Origin of the sequence: Pseudohongiella spirulinae (assembly GCF_001444425.1) — a bacterium.
Classification (GTDB): domain Bacteria; phylum Pseudomonadota; class Gammaproteobacteria; order Pseudomonadales; family Pseudohongiellaceae; genus Pseudohongiella; species Pseudohongiella spirulinae.
Window position 1 is genome coordinate 21,829 of the sequence record NZ_CP013189.1, and the last position, 15,480, is coordinate 37,308.

The following is a 15,480-nucleotide window of genomic DNA, read 5'->3' on the forward strand; positions in this document are numbered from 1 at the left end:
AGTACCAGTCATCAAGGAGTGTCATCTATGTCGCAGACGCCCAATCCAGCTAATCCGCTTTTGGCGTTTGACCGCTTGCCAGATTTTTCCACGATCAATGCTTCTCATATACAACCGGCAGTCGAGCAGGTGCTGAGTGAAAACTATGCCACCTTGCGGGCGCTGGAAGATGATCAGGAAGTGCTGGCGGCACCGGTCTGGGAGTCCGTGATGGGTGTACTGGATGATCTGGAAGATCGGTTGAGCAAGGTATGGTCTACGGTCAGTCACCTCAACGGGGTGTGCAATACGCCTGAAATCAGGGCCGCTTATAACGAAAGCCAACCAAAGATCACTGAGTACTATTCATCCCTGGGTCAGAATGAAAAGCTTTACCGCTTAATAGAAACGCTCCAGTCTCGAGCTGACGAGCTGCAGCTTGATGGCTCGCAACGGAAAATATTGCAGGACAATCTGCTGAGTTTTCGTCTGGCCGGTGTGAGCCTGACAGGGGAACGTAAAAAGCGATTTACCGAGATTCAGAAACGCCTGAGTGAGTTGGGTAATACATTTGGCAATAACGTGCTTGATGCCACAATGGCCTGGCACAAACACATCGAAGAGGCGGATTTACTGAGTGGAATACCCGACTCAACTGTCAGTGTGGCTGCAGAAACAGCGACACAAAAAGGCAAAACGGGCTATTTGTTGACGCTGGATTTTCCTTGCTATTACGCCGTCATGACCTATGCCGATAACGCTGCTCTGCGGGAGGAGATGTATAAGGCCTATGCTACACGCGCATCTGAATTTGGCGATAAAAAGCTCGATAACCACGACAATATCCGGGAAATACTGAAACTTCGCGAAGAAATGGCGGATTTGTTGGATTACCCGAATTATGCGGCCCTGTCAGTCGCCAGAAAGATGGCTAAATCCGTGGATCGGGTTAATGAATTTCTGGACGACCTGATCCGTTACAGCCGGCCGGCGGCGGAGCAGGAATATCAGGAGCTGAAGGACTTCGCCCGACAGCAGTATCAGGTGTCTGAGTTGAATGCCTGGGATGTGTCCTATTACAGTGAAAAGCTGCGCAAGCAGAGCTTTGATATTTCGCAGGAAGAGCTACGGCCCTGGTTTCCCGTCGACAAAGTCTGTGCAGGTCTGTTCCGTATCGTGGAGACACTTTACGGTGTCACGGTTGAGCAAGACCACAGTGCGCCAGTGTGGCACCCCAGCGTCAGGTTCTTCAACATCCGGCGAGAGTCGGAACTGATCGCGCGCTTCTACTTCGATCTGTTTACCCGCGAGGGCAAACGTGGCGGTGCGTGGATGGCTGACTGCCGTTCCCGACGCCTGATCAGTGAACAGGGTGCAGCAGTGACACGGCAGATTCCGGTCGCTTATCTGGTCTGCAATTTTGCGCCACCGTCCGGGAGTGAGCCGGCGCTGCTGACTCATAACGATGTGACAACATTGTTCCATGAGTTTGGCCATGGGCTGCATCACATGCTGACTCGCGAAAACTATCTGGGAAGTTCAGGTATTAACGGCGTGGAGTGGGATGCGGTGGAGCTTCCCAGTCAGTTAATGGAAAACTGGTGCTGGGATCCGGTCTCCATTCAGTGGATATCGGGACATTACAAAACCGGGGAAGCACTGCCCAAGACCATGCTGGACAGGATGATTGCTGCCAAAAACTTCCAGTCGGGCATGAAAAGTGTCAGGCAGCTTGAATTTGCCCTGTTTGATTTTGCCCTGCACCAGCAGCCTTGCGATGACGCGCGTGATTTTGTTGCTGAGATTCTGCAGCAGACGCGCACAAAAACCGCAGTTTATCCGGTCCCCGACTATAATCGGTTCCAGAACAGCTTTTCGCATATTTTTGCGGGGGGTTATGCGGCCGGCTATTACAGCTACAAGTGGGCCGAGGTTCTTTCTGCGGACGTCTTTTCCCGATTCGAGCAATCCGGTGTACTGGATCCGGATACCGGCAAGGCATTTCTTGACAAAATATTGTCAAGAGGGGGCGGTGCCAATGCGCTCGAGCTGTTTAAAGGATTCATGGGGCGGGAGCCAGATCTGACGGCGCTGCTGATTCAGGACGGTCTCAGGAAGGCTTGATATTTCGAAGAAATTTGATTTGGCGCAGGGTTTTTGTGAGTTGTGCCCAGTATAGTCGGCGCGGATTATAAAGGTGCAGTGTTGCCAAAATCGGCCGGATATCATGGCATTTGAAGAAAAAATTTTTTATAATGCCCGGCGCTTTACATTGCACCCGAAATCCTGCCCCAAAAACTGCTCCGATTGAAATCCTTGACCTCAAAGTCAAAGGAACATTTCTCTCCCGGGCTGCGGGTTAACCAGATCGGCACGTGATTAGAGCGTCAGATAAATAATACGAAGCAAAAAACGTTGTAACAGCCTTTTCTTACTATTACGGAGACACGGCGAATGTTGTCCAAAGCAAAGCTGTGGTTAAGCCTTGCCTTCGGCACTCTGCTTTTGTGGAGCGCTGGTGCGCATGCAGCCTGGGAAGTGAATATGCCCAGGGGCGTAACCCAAATTAGTCGCGATACCTATGACCTGCACATGACAATTTTCTGGTGGATGGTAGCCATCGGAGTTGTAGTGTTCGGCGTCATGTTGTGGTCCATCTTCAATCACCGGAAATCAAAAGGAGCGACTCCGGCCAGCTTCCACGAGAGCACCAAAGTGGAAATCGTCTGGACCCTGATACCCTTTCTGATCCTGATTGCAATGGCCATTCCCGCCACACGTGTACTGACAGCTGCTTACGACACAACAGAGTCTGAGCTGGACGTGCAGATCATCGGTTATCAGTGGCGCTGGGAATATCGTTACATGGATGACGACCCCAATGCAGAACCGGTCTCATTCTTCAGCACGCTGGCAACTTCCCGTGAAGAAATAAACAACGGCATAGAAAAAGGCGAAAACTACCTGCTGGAAGTCGACAATCCTCTGGTCATTCCTTCTGATACCAAAGTTCGTTTTCTGATGACAGCGGCCGACGTGCTGCACTCCTGGTGGGTACCGGAGTTTGCTATCAAGAAAGACACTATCCCCGGCTTCATTAATGAAACCTGGGTTATTGTTGAAGAGCCCGGCATCTATCGTGGCCAGTGCGCCGAGTTGTGTGGCATGGACCACGGCTTTATGCCTATCGAGGTTCATGTTCTGGAGCCGGCCGACTACGAGGCATGGTATGCCGAGCAGCAAGCCAACGCTCAGCGTGTTCGTGAGCTGACTGGCGCTGCGCTCTCCATGGATGAGGCAATGGCACAGGGTAGTGAGCTTTACACACGCAACTGCGTAGCTTGTCACCAGGCCAATGGCCAGGGTATGCCACCGGCATTCCCGGCGATCACTGGCAGTGCCAAAGCAACCGGTGACATACAGGTCACCATGGACACACTGGTTAATGGTGTGCCCGGTACAGCCATGGCCGCTTACGGCCGTCAGCTGAATCCGATTGAGCTCGCGTCCATCATCACCTATGTGCGTAATGCCTTTGGCAACAGCACTGGTGACATGGTACAGCCCGCTGAAGTCAACGAATTCATTCAAGGGGGACAGTAAACGCCATGAGTAGCGCTGCAATCGATCATGCACATGATCACGACCATCATCATGGTCCTGCCAAGGGCATAGCCCGGTGGCTGTTCACAACCAACCACAAAGACATCGGCACGATGTATCTGTGGTTCAGCTTCGCAATGTTTCTGCTGGGCGGTACGTTTGCACTGGTAATCCGTGCTGAGCTGTTTCAGCCTGGTTTGCAATTTGTAGAGCCAAACTTCTTCAACCAGATGACCACCATGCACGGTCTGGTGATGGTATTCGGCGCGGTCATGCCCGCCTTCGTTGGTCTGGCTAACTGGATGATTCCGTTGATGATCGGCGCGCCGGATATGGCTCTGCCGCGGATGAACAACTGGAGCTTCTGGATCCTGCCGTTTGCCTTCACGTTGATGGTTATGACACTGTTCATGGAAGGTGGCGGTCCGAATTTCGGCTGGACGTTCTATGCACCGCTGTCGACGACCTATGCGCCTGACTCGGTGACATTCTTCATCTTTGCCGTGCACATTATGGGTGCTTCATCCATCATGGGTGCGATAAACGTTATCGCAACCATCCTGAACATGCGTGCCCCCGGCATGACACTGATGAAGATGCCTTTGTTCGTCTGGACGTGGCTGATTACCGCGTACCTGCTGATTGCGGTTATGCCGGTACTGGCGGGTGTGGTTACGATGATGCTGTTTGATATCCACTTCGGCACCAGCTTCTTTGATGCGGCCGGTGGTGGTGACCCTGTTCTGTTCCAGCACCTGTTCTGGTTCTTCGGCCACCCGGAAGTATATATCATGATCCTGCCGGCTTTCGGTGTGATCTCGGCCATCATCCCGACGTTCGCCCGTAAGCGTCTGTTCGGTTATGACTCAATGGTTTACGCAACCGCGTCTATCGCCTTCCTGTCATTCATCGTGTGGGCTCACCACATGTTTACAGTCGGTATGCCGCTGGCCGGCCAGCTGTTCTTCATGTATGCCACCATGCTTATTGCGGTTCCGACCGGCGTGAAAGTGTTTAACTGGGTTGCCACCATGTTCCGTGGCGCGATGACCTTTGAAACACCCATGTTGTTCGCCATCGCCTTTGTAGTACTGTTCACCATCGGTGGGTTCACAGGGGTTATGCTGGCGATCACACCGGTAGACTTCCAGTACCACGATACCTACTTCGTAGTTGCCCACTTCCACTACGTTCTGGTGCCGGGTGCGGTATTCTCACTGATGGCGGCTGCTTACTACTGGCTGCCGAAGTGGACCGGTTACATGTACGATGAAACACTGGGCAAGTTGCATTTCTGGTTGTCGTTCATCGGCGTTAACCTGCTGTTCTTCCCGCAGCACTTCCTGGGACTGGCTGGTATGCCCCGCCGTATCCCTGACTATGCACTCCAGTTTGCGAACTTCAACTGGATCTCCAGTGTCGGTGGATTCCTGTTTGGCTTCTCTCAGCTGATTCTGCTGTTTGTGGTCATCAAGTGTATCCGTGGTGGCAAAAAGGCGACTGCTGAAGTATGGGAAGGTGCACAAGGTTTGGAGTGGACAGTGCCGTCTCCGGCGCCTTACCACACCTTTGAAACACCACCTGACCCAAGCCTGATCAAAGCTCAGTAACAGGTAACCAGGTACTGTATGTTTTTCTGAAGTTGTACCGGAGTAAAAACCATGAAAGAAAATGTAACGAAAGTTAATAACAAAAAAACCACAGGGAAGTTGTTGTTAGCGGTAGTCGGTATGTTTGCATTCGGATTTGCTCTGGTACCACTTTATGATGTGATTTGTGAAGTCACTGGCCTGAACGGTAAGACTGGATCACGCGTTGAAGTTGCCGAGGCGGGTTTGCTGGTAGAAGAAGAGCGTGAAGTGACAGTCCAGTTTATCGCTCACCAGAATGTCGAGATGGGGTGGGAGTTCAGACCTTCAATCAATCAGATGAAGGTCAAGCCGGGTGAAGTCCATGTGATTCACTATCGGGTGAGCAATCCAAGATCGTCACTGATGGTCGGCCAGGCTATTCCCAGTGTGGCACCGAACGCAGCTGCCGGACATCTCAACAAGATAGAGTGTTTCTGTTTTAATGAGCAGCCCTTGCAGGCAGGTGAAACGGTTGACATGGCACTGCGCTTTTTTGTCGATCCGCGCCTGCCCGACAATATCAGCAAGCTGACATTGTCATACACGCTTTACGACATCACGGAAAAGAGTAAAACACAGGCAGTTGCCAGCAGGTAAACGAGAATAATATTGTTATTTCTGGAGAGAAAAAATGGCCAGCGAAAGCTCCCATAGTGTGTATTACGTACCGGAACAGACCAAGTATCCGTTCTTTGCGTCTATCGGTTTGTTCCTTATGGTGTTTGGTTTAGGAGCCCTACTGAACAACATTTCTGCGGGTGAATCTGCCACAGTCTCAACATGGATTGCACTGGCAGGTTTTTTCCTGTTGTCGTTTATTATCTTCCAGTGGTTCGCAACGGTAATCCGCGAAAACCATGCCGGATTGAATAATGATCAGCTCAAGCGCTCTTACGTCTGGGGTATGGTTTGGTTCATTTTCTCGGAAGTTATGTTTTTTGCTGCCTTCTTCGGTGCATTGTTCTATGTCCGCCAGTTGGCGGTGCCCTGGTTGGGCGGCGAAGGAGACAAAGGAATTACGGGTGAAGTCTTGTGGCCGGAGTTTCAGGCTGCCTGGCCGCTGATTGCCAACCCTGATCCTGCGGCTTACACAAACCCTCACGAAGGACTCAATGTCAAGGAATGGAGCCTGAGCTTTTTCGCTGGCTACCTGCCCTTCTGGAACACGGTCATTCTGATTACGTCGTCCTACACCTTGCATATTGCACACCATGCGCTGAAAGAAGAAAACCGTCAGAAGCTGATCCGCTGGATGTTTGTGACAGTAGCGCTCGGTATCATCTTCCTCGGTCTTCAGGCTCTTGAGTACGTAGAAGCTTACGGTCATTATGGAATCACTCTGGATTCCGGCATCTATGGTTCTACTTTCTTTCTGCTGACGGGCTTCCACGGTTTTCACGTAACACTGGGAACATTTATCCTTATCGTGATGTTGTTACGTTGCATGAAAGGGCACTTCAAGCCGAATGATCATTTTGGCTTTGAAGCAGCGGCCTGGTACTGGCACTTTGTTGACGTGGTCTGGGTAGGTCTGTTTATATTTGTCTATCTGATCTGATAGAGATTTATCAGAAAACTCCATGGACGGCTCGCGAATGCGGGCCGTCTGTCTGTCTGGATGAGCGAAAACCCGCTGAATAAGATAGAATCATGGATTCCAGGGCGTCGACAGGTTCATCTGTCCGGTCACGAGTCCATAAAAAACCACAATCATAAGAATGATCGCCAGCGTGACCCGTGTGCCCAGGGCATACATCACCCGTCGTGAACGTCCCTGATCCTTGTAGAAAAAGATAAAACCGGCGACAAGGCTGATAACAATACCTGCTAATAACAATGCAATAAGGATTTTCAGCATAAGCGTCCTTCAGACTACTGGATGGATGAAACATGATAGCAGCATAAAATGAGGTTGGCTTGTTCAGATTCAACTGGAAGCTCACACTGTTTACAGCATTGCTGTTGCCTGTGCTTATCACCCTGGGCATGTGGCAACTGGATCGCGAGCAGCAAAAAATTGATCTTCAGCGCCGCTATGAATTACGCCAGCAGCAAGAGCCGCTTGGTATAGACAGAGTGGACTGGCGCAGTAATGACCTTGCATGGCTGCGTGTAGAAGCCAGCGGTTACTTTGAACAACGGCAACAGTTTTTGCTGGACAACAAAATCTACGATTCCCGAGTTGGGTACGAGGTCATCACGCCATTTCGTACAGATTATGGAACTTTACTTGTAAACCGGGGCTGGATTCAACAGGGGCCGTCGCGTCAAATACTTCCGGCTATCCCTACCCCCGAAGGGAGGCAGCTCATCAACATCCATATTTTTGCCCCGGAAGCTGAGTTGATGATGCTGGCTGAAGATAATCTGGAGGATACTAACTGGCCTAAGGTTGTACAGCGAATTGATATTGAAAAAATGTCTGCTGCTTTGGGTGAAGGCCTGCTCCCCTATAGCGCAAGATTAGAACAAGGTGCTGCAGGCTTACTGCAATATAACTGGCAGGCCATAAATACACGCCCCGAAACCCACCGGGGTTACGCAATCCAGTGGTTTATTATGGCACTGGTGCTGGTAATTTTATATTTAACGTTCAGTTTCAGACGTTCGGAGAACTGATATGCAAGAAATGACGCGCAGCAAGATCAAACTGGCCTTTTTGTTATTGGTTGCATTTGTACCCATTACACTCGCGACATTTGCGTTTAGAAACGCAGGTGAAGGCGGTTTTCTGAGCGGTACTGTCAACAAGGGATTTCTGATAAACCCACCCGCTGATATTACTGATCTGGACATGCGAACAGCTGACGGTTCACCAATCTTTAAAAGTTTCGAAGAAATCATCGCTCTGTTGGAAAGCGACGACGATTATGAGGCCCAGCCCTGGCACATAGTTTATGTGAATACTCAGGATTGTGAAGAGACTTGTCGTGAGCGCGTTCATCTATTGAGACAAATGCATATTACTCTGAACAAAAATACTCCAAGAGTCCGGCGCTATTATCTGCATGCAGCGACGGAAGACCTTACAGATCCGACTGCCCAGCATTTCCGGGCTGAATTTCCGAGTATGGGCGTTGCTTTCGGCAATGCAGGGATAATTCAGAACAATCTGTCAGCAAAAGGATTAAATCTGCAGCTGGCCGATGACAACTATATTTTCTTTGTCGATCCGGTTGGCAACGTGATGATGTATTACACCAGCGAACACAGCATCGCAGATATAAAAGCTGATCTGGAAAAACTGCTCAGGCACTCCAGTCTGGGATAAAACGTATACAACTAATACCCGTAAAAAAGGCTGCCTTTAAAGGGCAGCCTTTTTTATTCACTGATTCGCTATATCGAAGCTGATCAGTCAAGACACTCCTCAATGCTCCACATGCAACGGCGCACGGTTCGCATCCTGTCCCATGTACTGTACACGCGCTCCTTCCGTGTAATTACCCTCGACCGCCATAAAGAAAATCAGCAACAGCAGAACCATTGGTGGCCCAAGAATCGTCAGAGCCAGCGCCATACGTTCCCACATGACGTGCATAAAAATCGCCATGATGAATCCGGCTTTAAGTGCCATAAAAATCAGTACCAGCGTCCATCTAAGAGGGCCCTGTACATGCATGTAGTCAACCATATAGCTGAACAGGCTAAGTACAAAAAGCAGTATCCAGACTTTATAATAAACGCCTAAAGGGTGTTGTTGTCCGGCTTCAGATGCCATAAGCAGAGCTCCTTATAACAGATAAAAGAATGCAAATATAAAGACCCAGACCAGATCGACGAAGTGCCAATAAAGTCCGGTAATTTCGACAATCTCGTAACCTTTTTTGTCGTAGTCACCGCGTGCCACTTTACGCGCAACGATCAACAGGTAAATCACACCTGCCGATACATGTAATCCATGAAACCCGGTGATCATATAAAACACCGCGCCAAACTGCTCTGCACCCCAGGGGTTGCCCCACGGCCTGACACCATAACCTATCAGTTTGGACCACTCGTAGACCTGCATGCCAACAAAAGTAGCACCCAGAGCGGCGGTTGCCAGCATAAACAAAACGGTCTTCTTTTTATCGCGTCGGTAACCAAAATTCACCGCCAAAGCCATGGTTCCACTACTGGTGATCAGCACAAACGTCATGATCGCAATCAATATTAGAGGGATTGGATCGCTACCAAAAAATGACAGCGCAAACACCTCTGTTGCCAGGGGCCATGGATCTGCCGTGGAAATTCTGACCGTCATGTAACCGACCAGGAAGCAGGAGAAAATAAACGTATCGCTGACCAGGAAGATCCACATCATGGCCTTGCCCCAGGGGACCTGGTACGTCTGCTTGTCAGCTGCCCAGTCCTGAACAAAGCCGGTCATGCCAGTCGCTGACGGAATTCCGCTGCTTACTGCCTCATTCTGACTCATGGTTTAGTCCTTCTTGTTATGCCAATCAAATGGATGAGTGTGCTCTTGGAAAGTGATGCAATCAGGTTGTGGACAATACATAAAACAGACCAAACCAGACCAGCAACAGAAAGTGCCAATACCACGCGCACAATTCCAGACTCAAACGTGTTTGCTCAATATCGTTTTTTCGCATCATACGAAGTTGCGCACGGCTCCACACCCAAAGACCACCGATCAAATGTAGAATATGAACGCCGGTCAACAAATAGAAAAATGAATTCGCGGGGTTGCTCTGCAGGGTCAAACCACTCTGAACGAGAGTCTGCCATACAGCATTCTGGCCGATGATGAATAGCAGTGTAAGAATACCACCTGTCAAGGAGGACAGCGCAGCGGCCGATGGGAAACGGACCGATGTCTGTCGGCGCCCCTGAATGAGGGCCAGGTGAAACATGATACTGGCAGCGATCAAAACACCCGTATTCACCCATAACATCGCCGGCTCGGCTATCGGGACCCAGTCCCCACCTCCCCAGAGTATGCGCAGGTAATAAGATACGGTGAGCAGTGAAAACAATACACTTGCAACGATAACAAAAACAATCAACGCCACTTTTTCATTGGGTGCCTGAAAAGTCGGTTTCGGGTCGATGCCGTCGGGCAATCCAACGGTATTCCACGGCTTGTCTGTTACATCACGATACAGGGTCATGGTATTCAGTCCTTATGGTGAAACGTCTTTTCGTATTCTTCGCCGGGCTCATTCTGTGGAATAAAGTCCTTATCCGCGCCCGGCACACTGTAGTCGTAAGCCCATCGGTATACGCTGGGCAACTCCGGGCCCCAGTTACCGTGCTTGGGCGGCGTATCAGGGGTCTGCCATTCCAGCGTTGTGGCACCCCATGGGTTACCGTCAGCTTTCTCGCCGTTTCGCAGGCTCCAGAAAAGATTAATGAAGAACAGAATCTGGGCAACAGCTACAAAAATTGCCGCCAGAGTAATATTGGCATTCAGTGCCTGTGCAGAAGCGGGTACAAAATCGGTATTGCCCATTTCGAAATATCGACGTGGCACACCCAGGAACCCCAGATAGTGCATTGGCAGGTAAATAGCGTAGGTGCCAAGGAAGGTGCACCAGAAATGCACTTTACCCATCGTTTCGTTAAACATACGGCCGGTCATCTTCGGGTACCAGTGGTACAGCGCCGCGTATAGAACCAGAACCGGCGAGACACCCATTACCATATGAAAGTGCGCAACCACAAAATAGGTATCTGCCAGAGGCACGTCGATAATCACATTACCCAGGAACAGCCCGGTCAGCCCACCATGCACAAAAGTGAATATGAACCCAATGGCAAACAACATCGGTGTGTTCAGGCGAATGTTGCCCTGCCACAGCGTCAGTACCCAGTTATAGACCTTAAGTGCGGTTGGCACAGCGATAATCAGCGTAGTAGTGGCGAAGAAGAAGCCGAAATACGGGTTCATGCCACTGACATACATGTGGTGTGCCCAAACCAGGAAGCTCAAACCGCCAATGGCGATAATTGCCCAGACCATCATGCGATAACCGAATATATTCTTTCTGGCATGGGTGGCGATAACATCAGAAACCAGACCAAAAGCAGGAAGTGCCACGATATACACTTCCGGGTGACCGAAGAACCAGAAAAGGTGCTGGAACAGAATCGGACTGCCACCGTCGTAATCGAGCTGTTCACCCAGTTGCATCATTGCCGGCATAAAGAAACTGGTACCCAGCACCAGATCAAATCCCAGCATGATGGCGCTGACCAGCAATGCCGGGAAGGCAAAAAGGCCGAGCACTGTTGCGGTGAATATCCCCCAGATTGACAGTGGCATGCGCATAAGAGTCATGCCGCGGGTCCTGGCCTGCAGAATCGTGGTCACATAGTTAAGGCCGCCCATGGTGAAGGCAACGATGAATACAGCCAGCGAAATGAGCATGAGTAACATGCCACCACCCGAGCCCGGGGTACCGGAAGTAATCGATTGCGGAGCGTACAATGTCCACCCTGCCCCGGCCGGACCGCCGGTCACAAAGAAACTGGCAAGCAAAATGAGAACCGAGAGAAAGTAAAACCAGAAACTCAGCATATTAAGGAATGGAAATACCATGTCCCGGGTACCACACATCAGGGGGATCAGGTAGTTACCGAAGCCGCCCAGGAACAGGGCGGTCAACAGGTACACCACCATGATCATGCCGTGCATGGTCACAGCCTGATAATAAAAAGCCGGGTCGATCCAGCTGACAGTATCCGGGAAGCCCAATTGCAAGCGCATCAGAATGGACAGCACCAGGGCGATCAGACCCACAAAAATGGCTACGCCACCATATTGAATGGCGATTACCTTGTGATCCTGGCTCCAGATATATTTGGTAACGAAGCTGTGAGGATCGTGCAGCGCGTGCGGATCATCCTGGTCGGCTAATGGGACATAGGCCATGAAAACATCCTCCGGGTGTATGTAGCTGTCTTGCTATTCAAATTGTTGTTATTCAATACACGCTCAACGCAGGGTATTGATATAGGCGATCACGTCATCCTGCTGTTGCGCTGTCCGCATGGCTTTGACCATGGAGGTCATCTGGTAACCATAGTCGTCTTCACGGTGTGCACCACGAACGCCGCTGCGGTAGTTCTCCAGTTGCAGTGCCATATACCAGTCGTCCATGCCGGCCAGCGCCGGTGCATCAGTTGCCCAGCTACCCTTGCCGTCTGCCCCGTGACAGGCAGCACAGTTTGCGGTGTAAATTCGCTGACCGCGCTCAGCATCGCCGCTGATAGTTGTAGCTGCTGGCGTGACCGGCAGGGTTTCAATGTAAGCGGCAACATTGCGGCGAGCGGTTTCGGTATTCACCATATTCGCCATGGGTGCCATCATCTGGCCAAAGCTGTCTTCCGGATCAGCGCCGCGAACACCTTCGGAGTAATAGCGCAGCTGACGTTCGATGTACCAGGGTTGCAAGCCTGCCAGTTTAGGGGCGTTCATGGCACGGTTACCTTCGCCGTTCTGTCCGTGGCAACTGGCACAGACGGCGTACGATTGCTGACCAGCCGTGACATTGGCGGGAGCACGACTTTGGGTCTCAGCGAAAGTTGGCTGTTCCGCCAGCCAGTTCTCAAAGTCCCGTGGCTCCATGACTTCAACCCGCGCGCGCATGATATGGTGGCCAAGTCCGCAATATTGCTCACACAATATTTCGAAGACACCGGTTCGGGTGGGCTCGATCCACATGTACGACACCATGCCCGGTACCATGTCCATTTTTACCCGGAACTGCGGTACGGTGTAATTGTGCAGTACATCACGTGAACGAAGCAGTGCCTTGGTGGGTTGATTCAGTGGCAGCGCCATATATGGTTGCTTGATAACAATATCGTCCTGACCATTTGGGTCATCAGGGTTGACGCCCCAGGGGTTGGTTTCAGTGATATGGTTGATGTCCGCGGTACCCAGTTGCCCGTCAGCACCGGGGTAACGGAAGGACCATTGCCACTGGGACGCAAACGCTTCGAACTCGGTTGCTTCTTCTGGAACGGTGACAAACTGTGCCCATACAAACAGGCCCGGAGCCAGCATCGCGGCAACCCCAACTGTTGTGATCAGGGTCAGTCCGGTTTCCAGCCGGGCATTCTCCGGCTCGTAAACTGCCTTATGCTCAGCGCCTTTGCGCTGGCGATAACGGTAAACACTCCAGGCCAGAAACAGATTAACCAGTACAAAAACTGTGCCGGTCACCCAGAAAGTCAGGTTGATGGTGAAATCAATATTCGACCAGTGCGAGGCGATTTCAGTGAACCACCAGGGGCTGGCAAAATGGAAAACAACGGAGCCGACAACCAACAGGACGAGAACAACTGCAATAGCCATACGCGGGATATCCTTGTGAAAGTGCGAGCACGGACAACAGTGGATACAGCAACTGTATAGCGAAAGATAATAAAAGGCCGGATGGACTGCTGAAGCAGCCACATCGGATGGTGAATGTTCTGGTTACGCAATTGACTACGAACGCTACAACAAATTCCGCTCACAACGCGATCCCCCCCTTTTATTGTTAATCTTTCGGATGGGTACTCAACGTGTTACTTCGTACTTGTTCAATCAAACATTCAATCTGGGTTGGCGGCGATGAACACCGCCAACCTATCGGATCGTATAGTAATGCAAAGATCAGTGCAACAACTCAAATGGCTCAGGATCGCACCATCTGCAGATCGGCAAATGGATTGAAGAAGTGAGCATCAATGGCAGCCAGCTGGGCTTCTTGATGTTTGGCTTCCATCATGTCCTTGATCTTCTGGACTTGTGGCTCTTTCGCGTAGATCAGAATGAGATATTTGCCGGCGGCAATATCGTCGTGGAAATGCGCGATTTTTTTATTTTCGTTGGCAATGCCGGTCAATCCTCCGACCCAGGCGCCAAAGCAGGTTACCAGGAACACGATGGCTGCATAGGCGTACCAGGGAATGGGTGTGCCAAAAGGTTCGGCAACGGCTGCCAAGCCGGCCAATATCAGACCGGCAACAAAGCCGATACCGGCACCAATGAAACCCTCGCGGATAAAATCCAGTGTTTCAAGGTAATTGCTGGAATGCAAATGCTCTTTGACCAGACCGCTTTCATCCTTGCTGTGGATGTGCAGAAACCAGTCATCAACACCAATGTCGTGCAGATCATCTGAGATCTGATGGGTGCTCTTCAAGGTGGGTGACAAGTAATAGATACATCTCATCTAGCTTCTCCTTTCTTTAATTATTGGATCGCTGTTCGTACATCTATCAATTAACAATCTACTCTTACAAAATAAATTTGTCTTGTTTTTTTCTATATGACAAGCTTTTACGATACAATATCCAACCCCCGACTCATTCACACAATTGCTGCACGGCCTGCTTTTGGCACCGGGCGGCACTCAAGAGAGACACCTGTGACAGAGCTAACACACAAGCAGACAGCAAGCTGGCGTGACTATTACGAGATGTGCAAGCCGCGGGTGGTTATGCTGATGATACTGACCTCCTTGGTGGGTATGTTCCTGGCTGTTCCTGGCATGGTGCCCCTGGATATTCTGATACTCGGCAATATTGGCATTGCGCTGGTGGCGGGTTCCGGTGCGGTCGTCAATCATCTGATTGACCGCAAGGTTGATGCCGTTATGCGCCGCACGATCAATCGCCCGATGCCGCAGGGCCGGGTTCAGCCGCATCAGGCGGCATGGTTCGCTGCGATTATCGGCGTGCTGGGCATGGCCATTATGCTGCTCTGGGTGAATGCCCTGAGTGCCTGGCTGACACTGGCCTCATTTGTGGGTTATGCCTTTATCTATACCGGCTACCTGAAACGGGCGACACCGCAGAATATCGTGATCGGCGGGTTATCTGGTGCCATGCCGCCGCTGTTGGGCTGGTCGGCTGTGACCGGCACTATTGAGCCGGGAGCACTGATTCTGGTTTTGATCATTTTCGCCTGGACGCCACCACATTTCTGGGCGTTGGCTATTCATCGCAAGGAGGAATATGCCAAGACCGGGATTCCCATGCTGCCAGTGACACATGGTGAGCATCTGACCAAAATACATATCATTCTGTATACCGTTATCCTGCTGCTGGTCAGCGTCATGCCCTGGTTGATTGGCATGAGCGGGTTGATTTATCTATTGGCTGCAGTGGTGCTGGGTCTGGGTTTCCTGGTCTGGTCCCTGTTGCTCATGTACAGACCCAAACAATCGACGGCAATGGATACCTTCAAGTATTCCATCATCTACCTGATGGTGCTGTTTCCGGTTCTGTTGATTGATCACTATTTTTATATCTGATCTGAATTTCACAG

15 protein-coding genes are annotated in these 15,480 nt (G+C 50.8%); 8 read left to right on the forward strand and 7 right to left on the reverse strand.

What is annotated here, in order from left to right; genetic code table 11:
• Positions 1 to 27 precede the first annotated feature (27 nt).
• The 5 genes from PS2015_RS00100 to PS2015_RS00120 all read left to right on the forward strand — a co-directional run bounded on the left by PS2015_RS00100 (position 28) and on the right by PS2015_RS00120 (position 6,771).
• Complete coding sequence (locus PS2015_RS00100) at positions 28 to 2,103, forward strand: M3 family metallopeptidase (RefSeq protein ID WP_058020253.1); 2,076 nt, start codon at positions 28 to 30, stop codon at positions 2,101 to 2,103.
• A 330-nt stretch (positions 2,104 to 2,433) separates the two neighbouring features.
• Positions 2,434 to 3,582 carry a cytochrome c oxidase subunit II gene (gene coxB, locus PS2015_RS00105; protein ID WP_058020254.1) on the forward strand — a complete coding sequence of 383 codons (1,149 nt, stop codon included), beginning with the start codon at positions 2,434 to 2,436 and terminating at the stop codon, positions 3,580 to 3,582.
• 5 nt (positions 3,583 to 3,587) lie between these two features.
• Positions 3,588 to 5,192, forward strand: coding sequence for a cytochrome c oxidase subunit I (gene ctaD, locus PS2015_RS00110; protein WP_058020255.1), 1,605 nt, complete (start codon positions 3,588 to 3,590; stop codon positions 5,190 to 5,192).
• Between the two features lie 51 nt (positions 5,193 to 5,243).
• Positions 5,244 to 5,810 carry a cytochrome c oxidase assembly protein gene (locus PS2015_RS00115; protein ID WP_058020256.1) on the forward strand — a complete coding sequence of 189 codons (567 nt, stop codon included), beginning with the start codon at positions 5,244 to 5,246 and terminating at the stop codon, positions 5,808 to 5,810.
• 34 nt (positions 5,811 to 5,844) lie between these two features.
• The gene (locus tag PS2015_RS00120; protein WP_058020257.1) at positions 5,845 to 6,771 is read left to right on the forward strand and encodes a cytochrome c oxidase subunit 3; all 927 of its coding nucleotides are present in this window, start codon (positions 5,845 to 5,847) and stop codon (positions 6,769 to 6,771) included.
• A 90-nt stretch (positions 6,772 to 6,861) separates the two neighbouring features.
• On the opposite strand, the gene PS2015_RS00125 is transcribed toward PS2015_RS00120, so the two are convergent.
• Positions 6,862 to 7,071 carry a DUF2909 domain-containing protein gene (locus tag PS2015_RS00125; protein WP_058020258.1) on the reverse strand — a complete coding sequence of 70 codons (210 nt, stop codon included), beginning with the start codon at positions 7,069 to 7,071 and terminating at the stop codon, positions 6,862 to 6,864.
• A gap of 110 nt (positions 7,072 to 7,181) precedes the next feature.
• On the opposite strand from PS2015_RS00125, the gene PS2015_RS00130 reads away from it, so the two are divergent.
• Together PS2015_RS00130 and PS2015_RS00135 are read left to right on the forward strand one after the other, a co-directional pair.
• Positions 7,182 to 7,832, forward strand: coding sequence for an SURF1 family protein (locus PS2015_RS00130; RefSeq protein ID WP_156412608.1), 651 nt, complete (start codon positions 7,182 to 7,184; stop codon positions 7,830 to 7,832).
• A gap of 1 nt (position 7,833) precedes the next feature.
• Positions 7,834 to 8,484, forward strand: coding sequence for a redox-active disulfide-containing membrane protein (locus PS2015_RS00135; protein WP_058020260.1), 651 nt, complete (start codon positions 7,834 to 7,836; stop codon positions 8,482 to 8,484).
• Between the two features lie 99 nt (positions 8,485 to 8,583).
• Here PS2015_RS00135 and PS2015_RS00140 read toward each other — a convergent pair whose 3' ends face one another.
• The 6 genes from PS2015_RS00140 to PS2015_RS00165 all read right to left on the reverse strand — a co-directional run bounded on the left by PS2015_RS00140 (position 8,584) and on the right by PS2015_RS00165 (position 14,383).
• Positions 8,584 to 8,934, reverse strand: a complete 351-nt coding sequence (locus tag PS2015_RS00140) for a cytochrome C oxidase subunit IV family protein (protein WP_058020261.1) — start codon at positions 8,932 to 8,934, stop codon at positions 8,584 to 8,586.
• 12 nt (positions 8,935 to 8,946) lie between these two features.
• The gene (locus PS2015_RS00145; RefSeq protein WP_058020262.1) at positions 8,947 to 9,633 is read right to left on the reverse strand and encodes a heme-copper oxidase subunit III family protein; all 687 of its coding nucleotides are present in this window, start codon (positions 9,631 to 9,633) and stop codon (positions 8,947 to 8,949) included.
• A 61-nt stretch (positions 9,634 to 9,694) separates the two neighbouring features.
• Complete coding sequence (locus PS2015_RS00150; protein ID WP_058020263.1) at positions 9,695 to 10,327, reverse strand: cytochrome c oxidase subunit 3; 633 nt, start codon at positions 10,325 to 10,327, stop codon at positions 9,695 to 9,697.
• A gap of 5 nt (positions 10,328 to 10,332) precedes the next feature.
• Positions 10,333 to 12,090 carry a cytochrome c oxidase subunit I gene (locus PS2015_RS00155; protein WP_058020264.1) on the reverse strand — a complete coding sequence of 586 codons (1,758 nt, stop codon included), beginning with the start codon at positions 12,088 to 12,090 and terminating at the stop codon, positions 10,333 to 10,335.
• Positions 12,091 to 12,153: 63 nt separating this feature from the next.
• A complete protein-coding gene (locus PS2015_RS00160) occupies positions 12,154 to 13,518 on the reverse strand; it encodes a c-type cytochrome (protein ID WP_058020265.1) in 1,365 nt (454 codons plus the stop codon).
• 325 nt (positions 13,519 to 13,843) lie between these two features.
• Positions 13,844 to 14,383 carry a hypothetical protein gene (locus PS2015_RS00165; protein WP_058020266.1) on the reverse strand — a complete coding sequence of 180 codons (540 nt, stop codon included), beginning with the start codon at positions 14,381 to 14,383 and terminating at the stop codon, positions 13,844 to 13,846.
• Between the two features lie 195 nt (positions 14,384 to 14,578).
• Here PS2015_RS00165 and cyoE point away from each other — a divergent pair, with 195 nt between their 5' ends.
• Positions 14,579 to 15,466 (forward strand): heme o synthase, encoded by an 888-nt coding sequence (gene cyoE, locus PS2015_RS00170; RefSeq protein WP_257721206.1) that lies wholly within the window; start codon positions 14,579 to 14,581, stop codon positions 15,464 to 15,466.
• Positions 15,467 to 15,480: the final 14 nt, after the last annotated feature.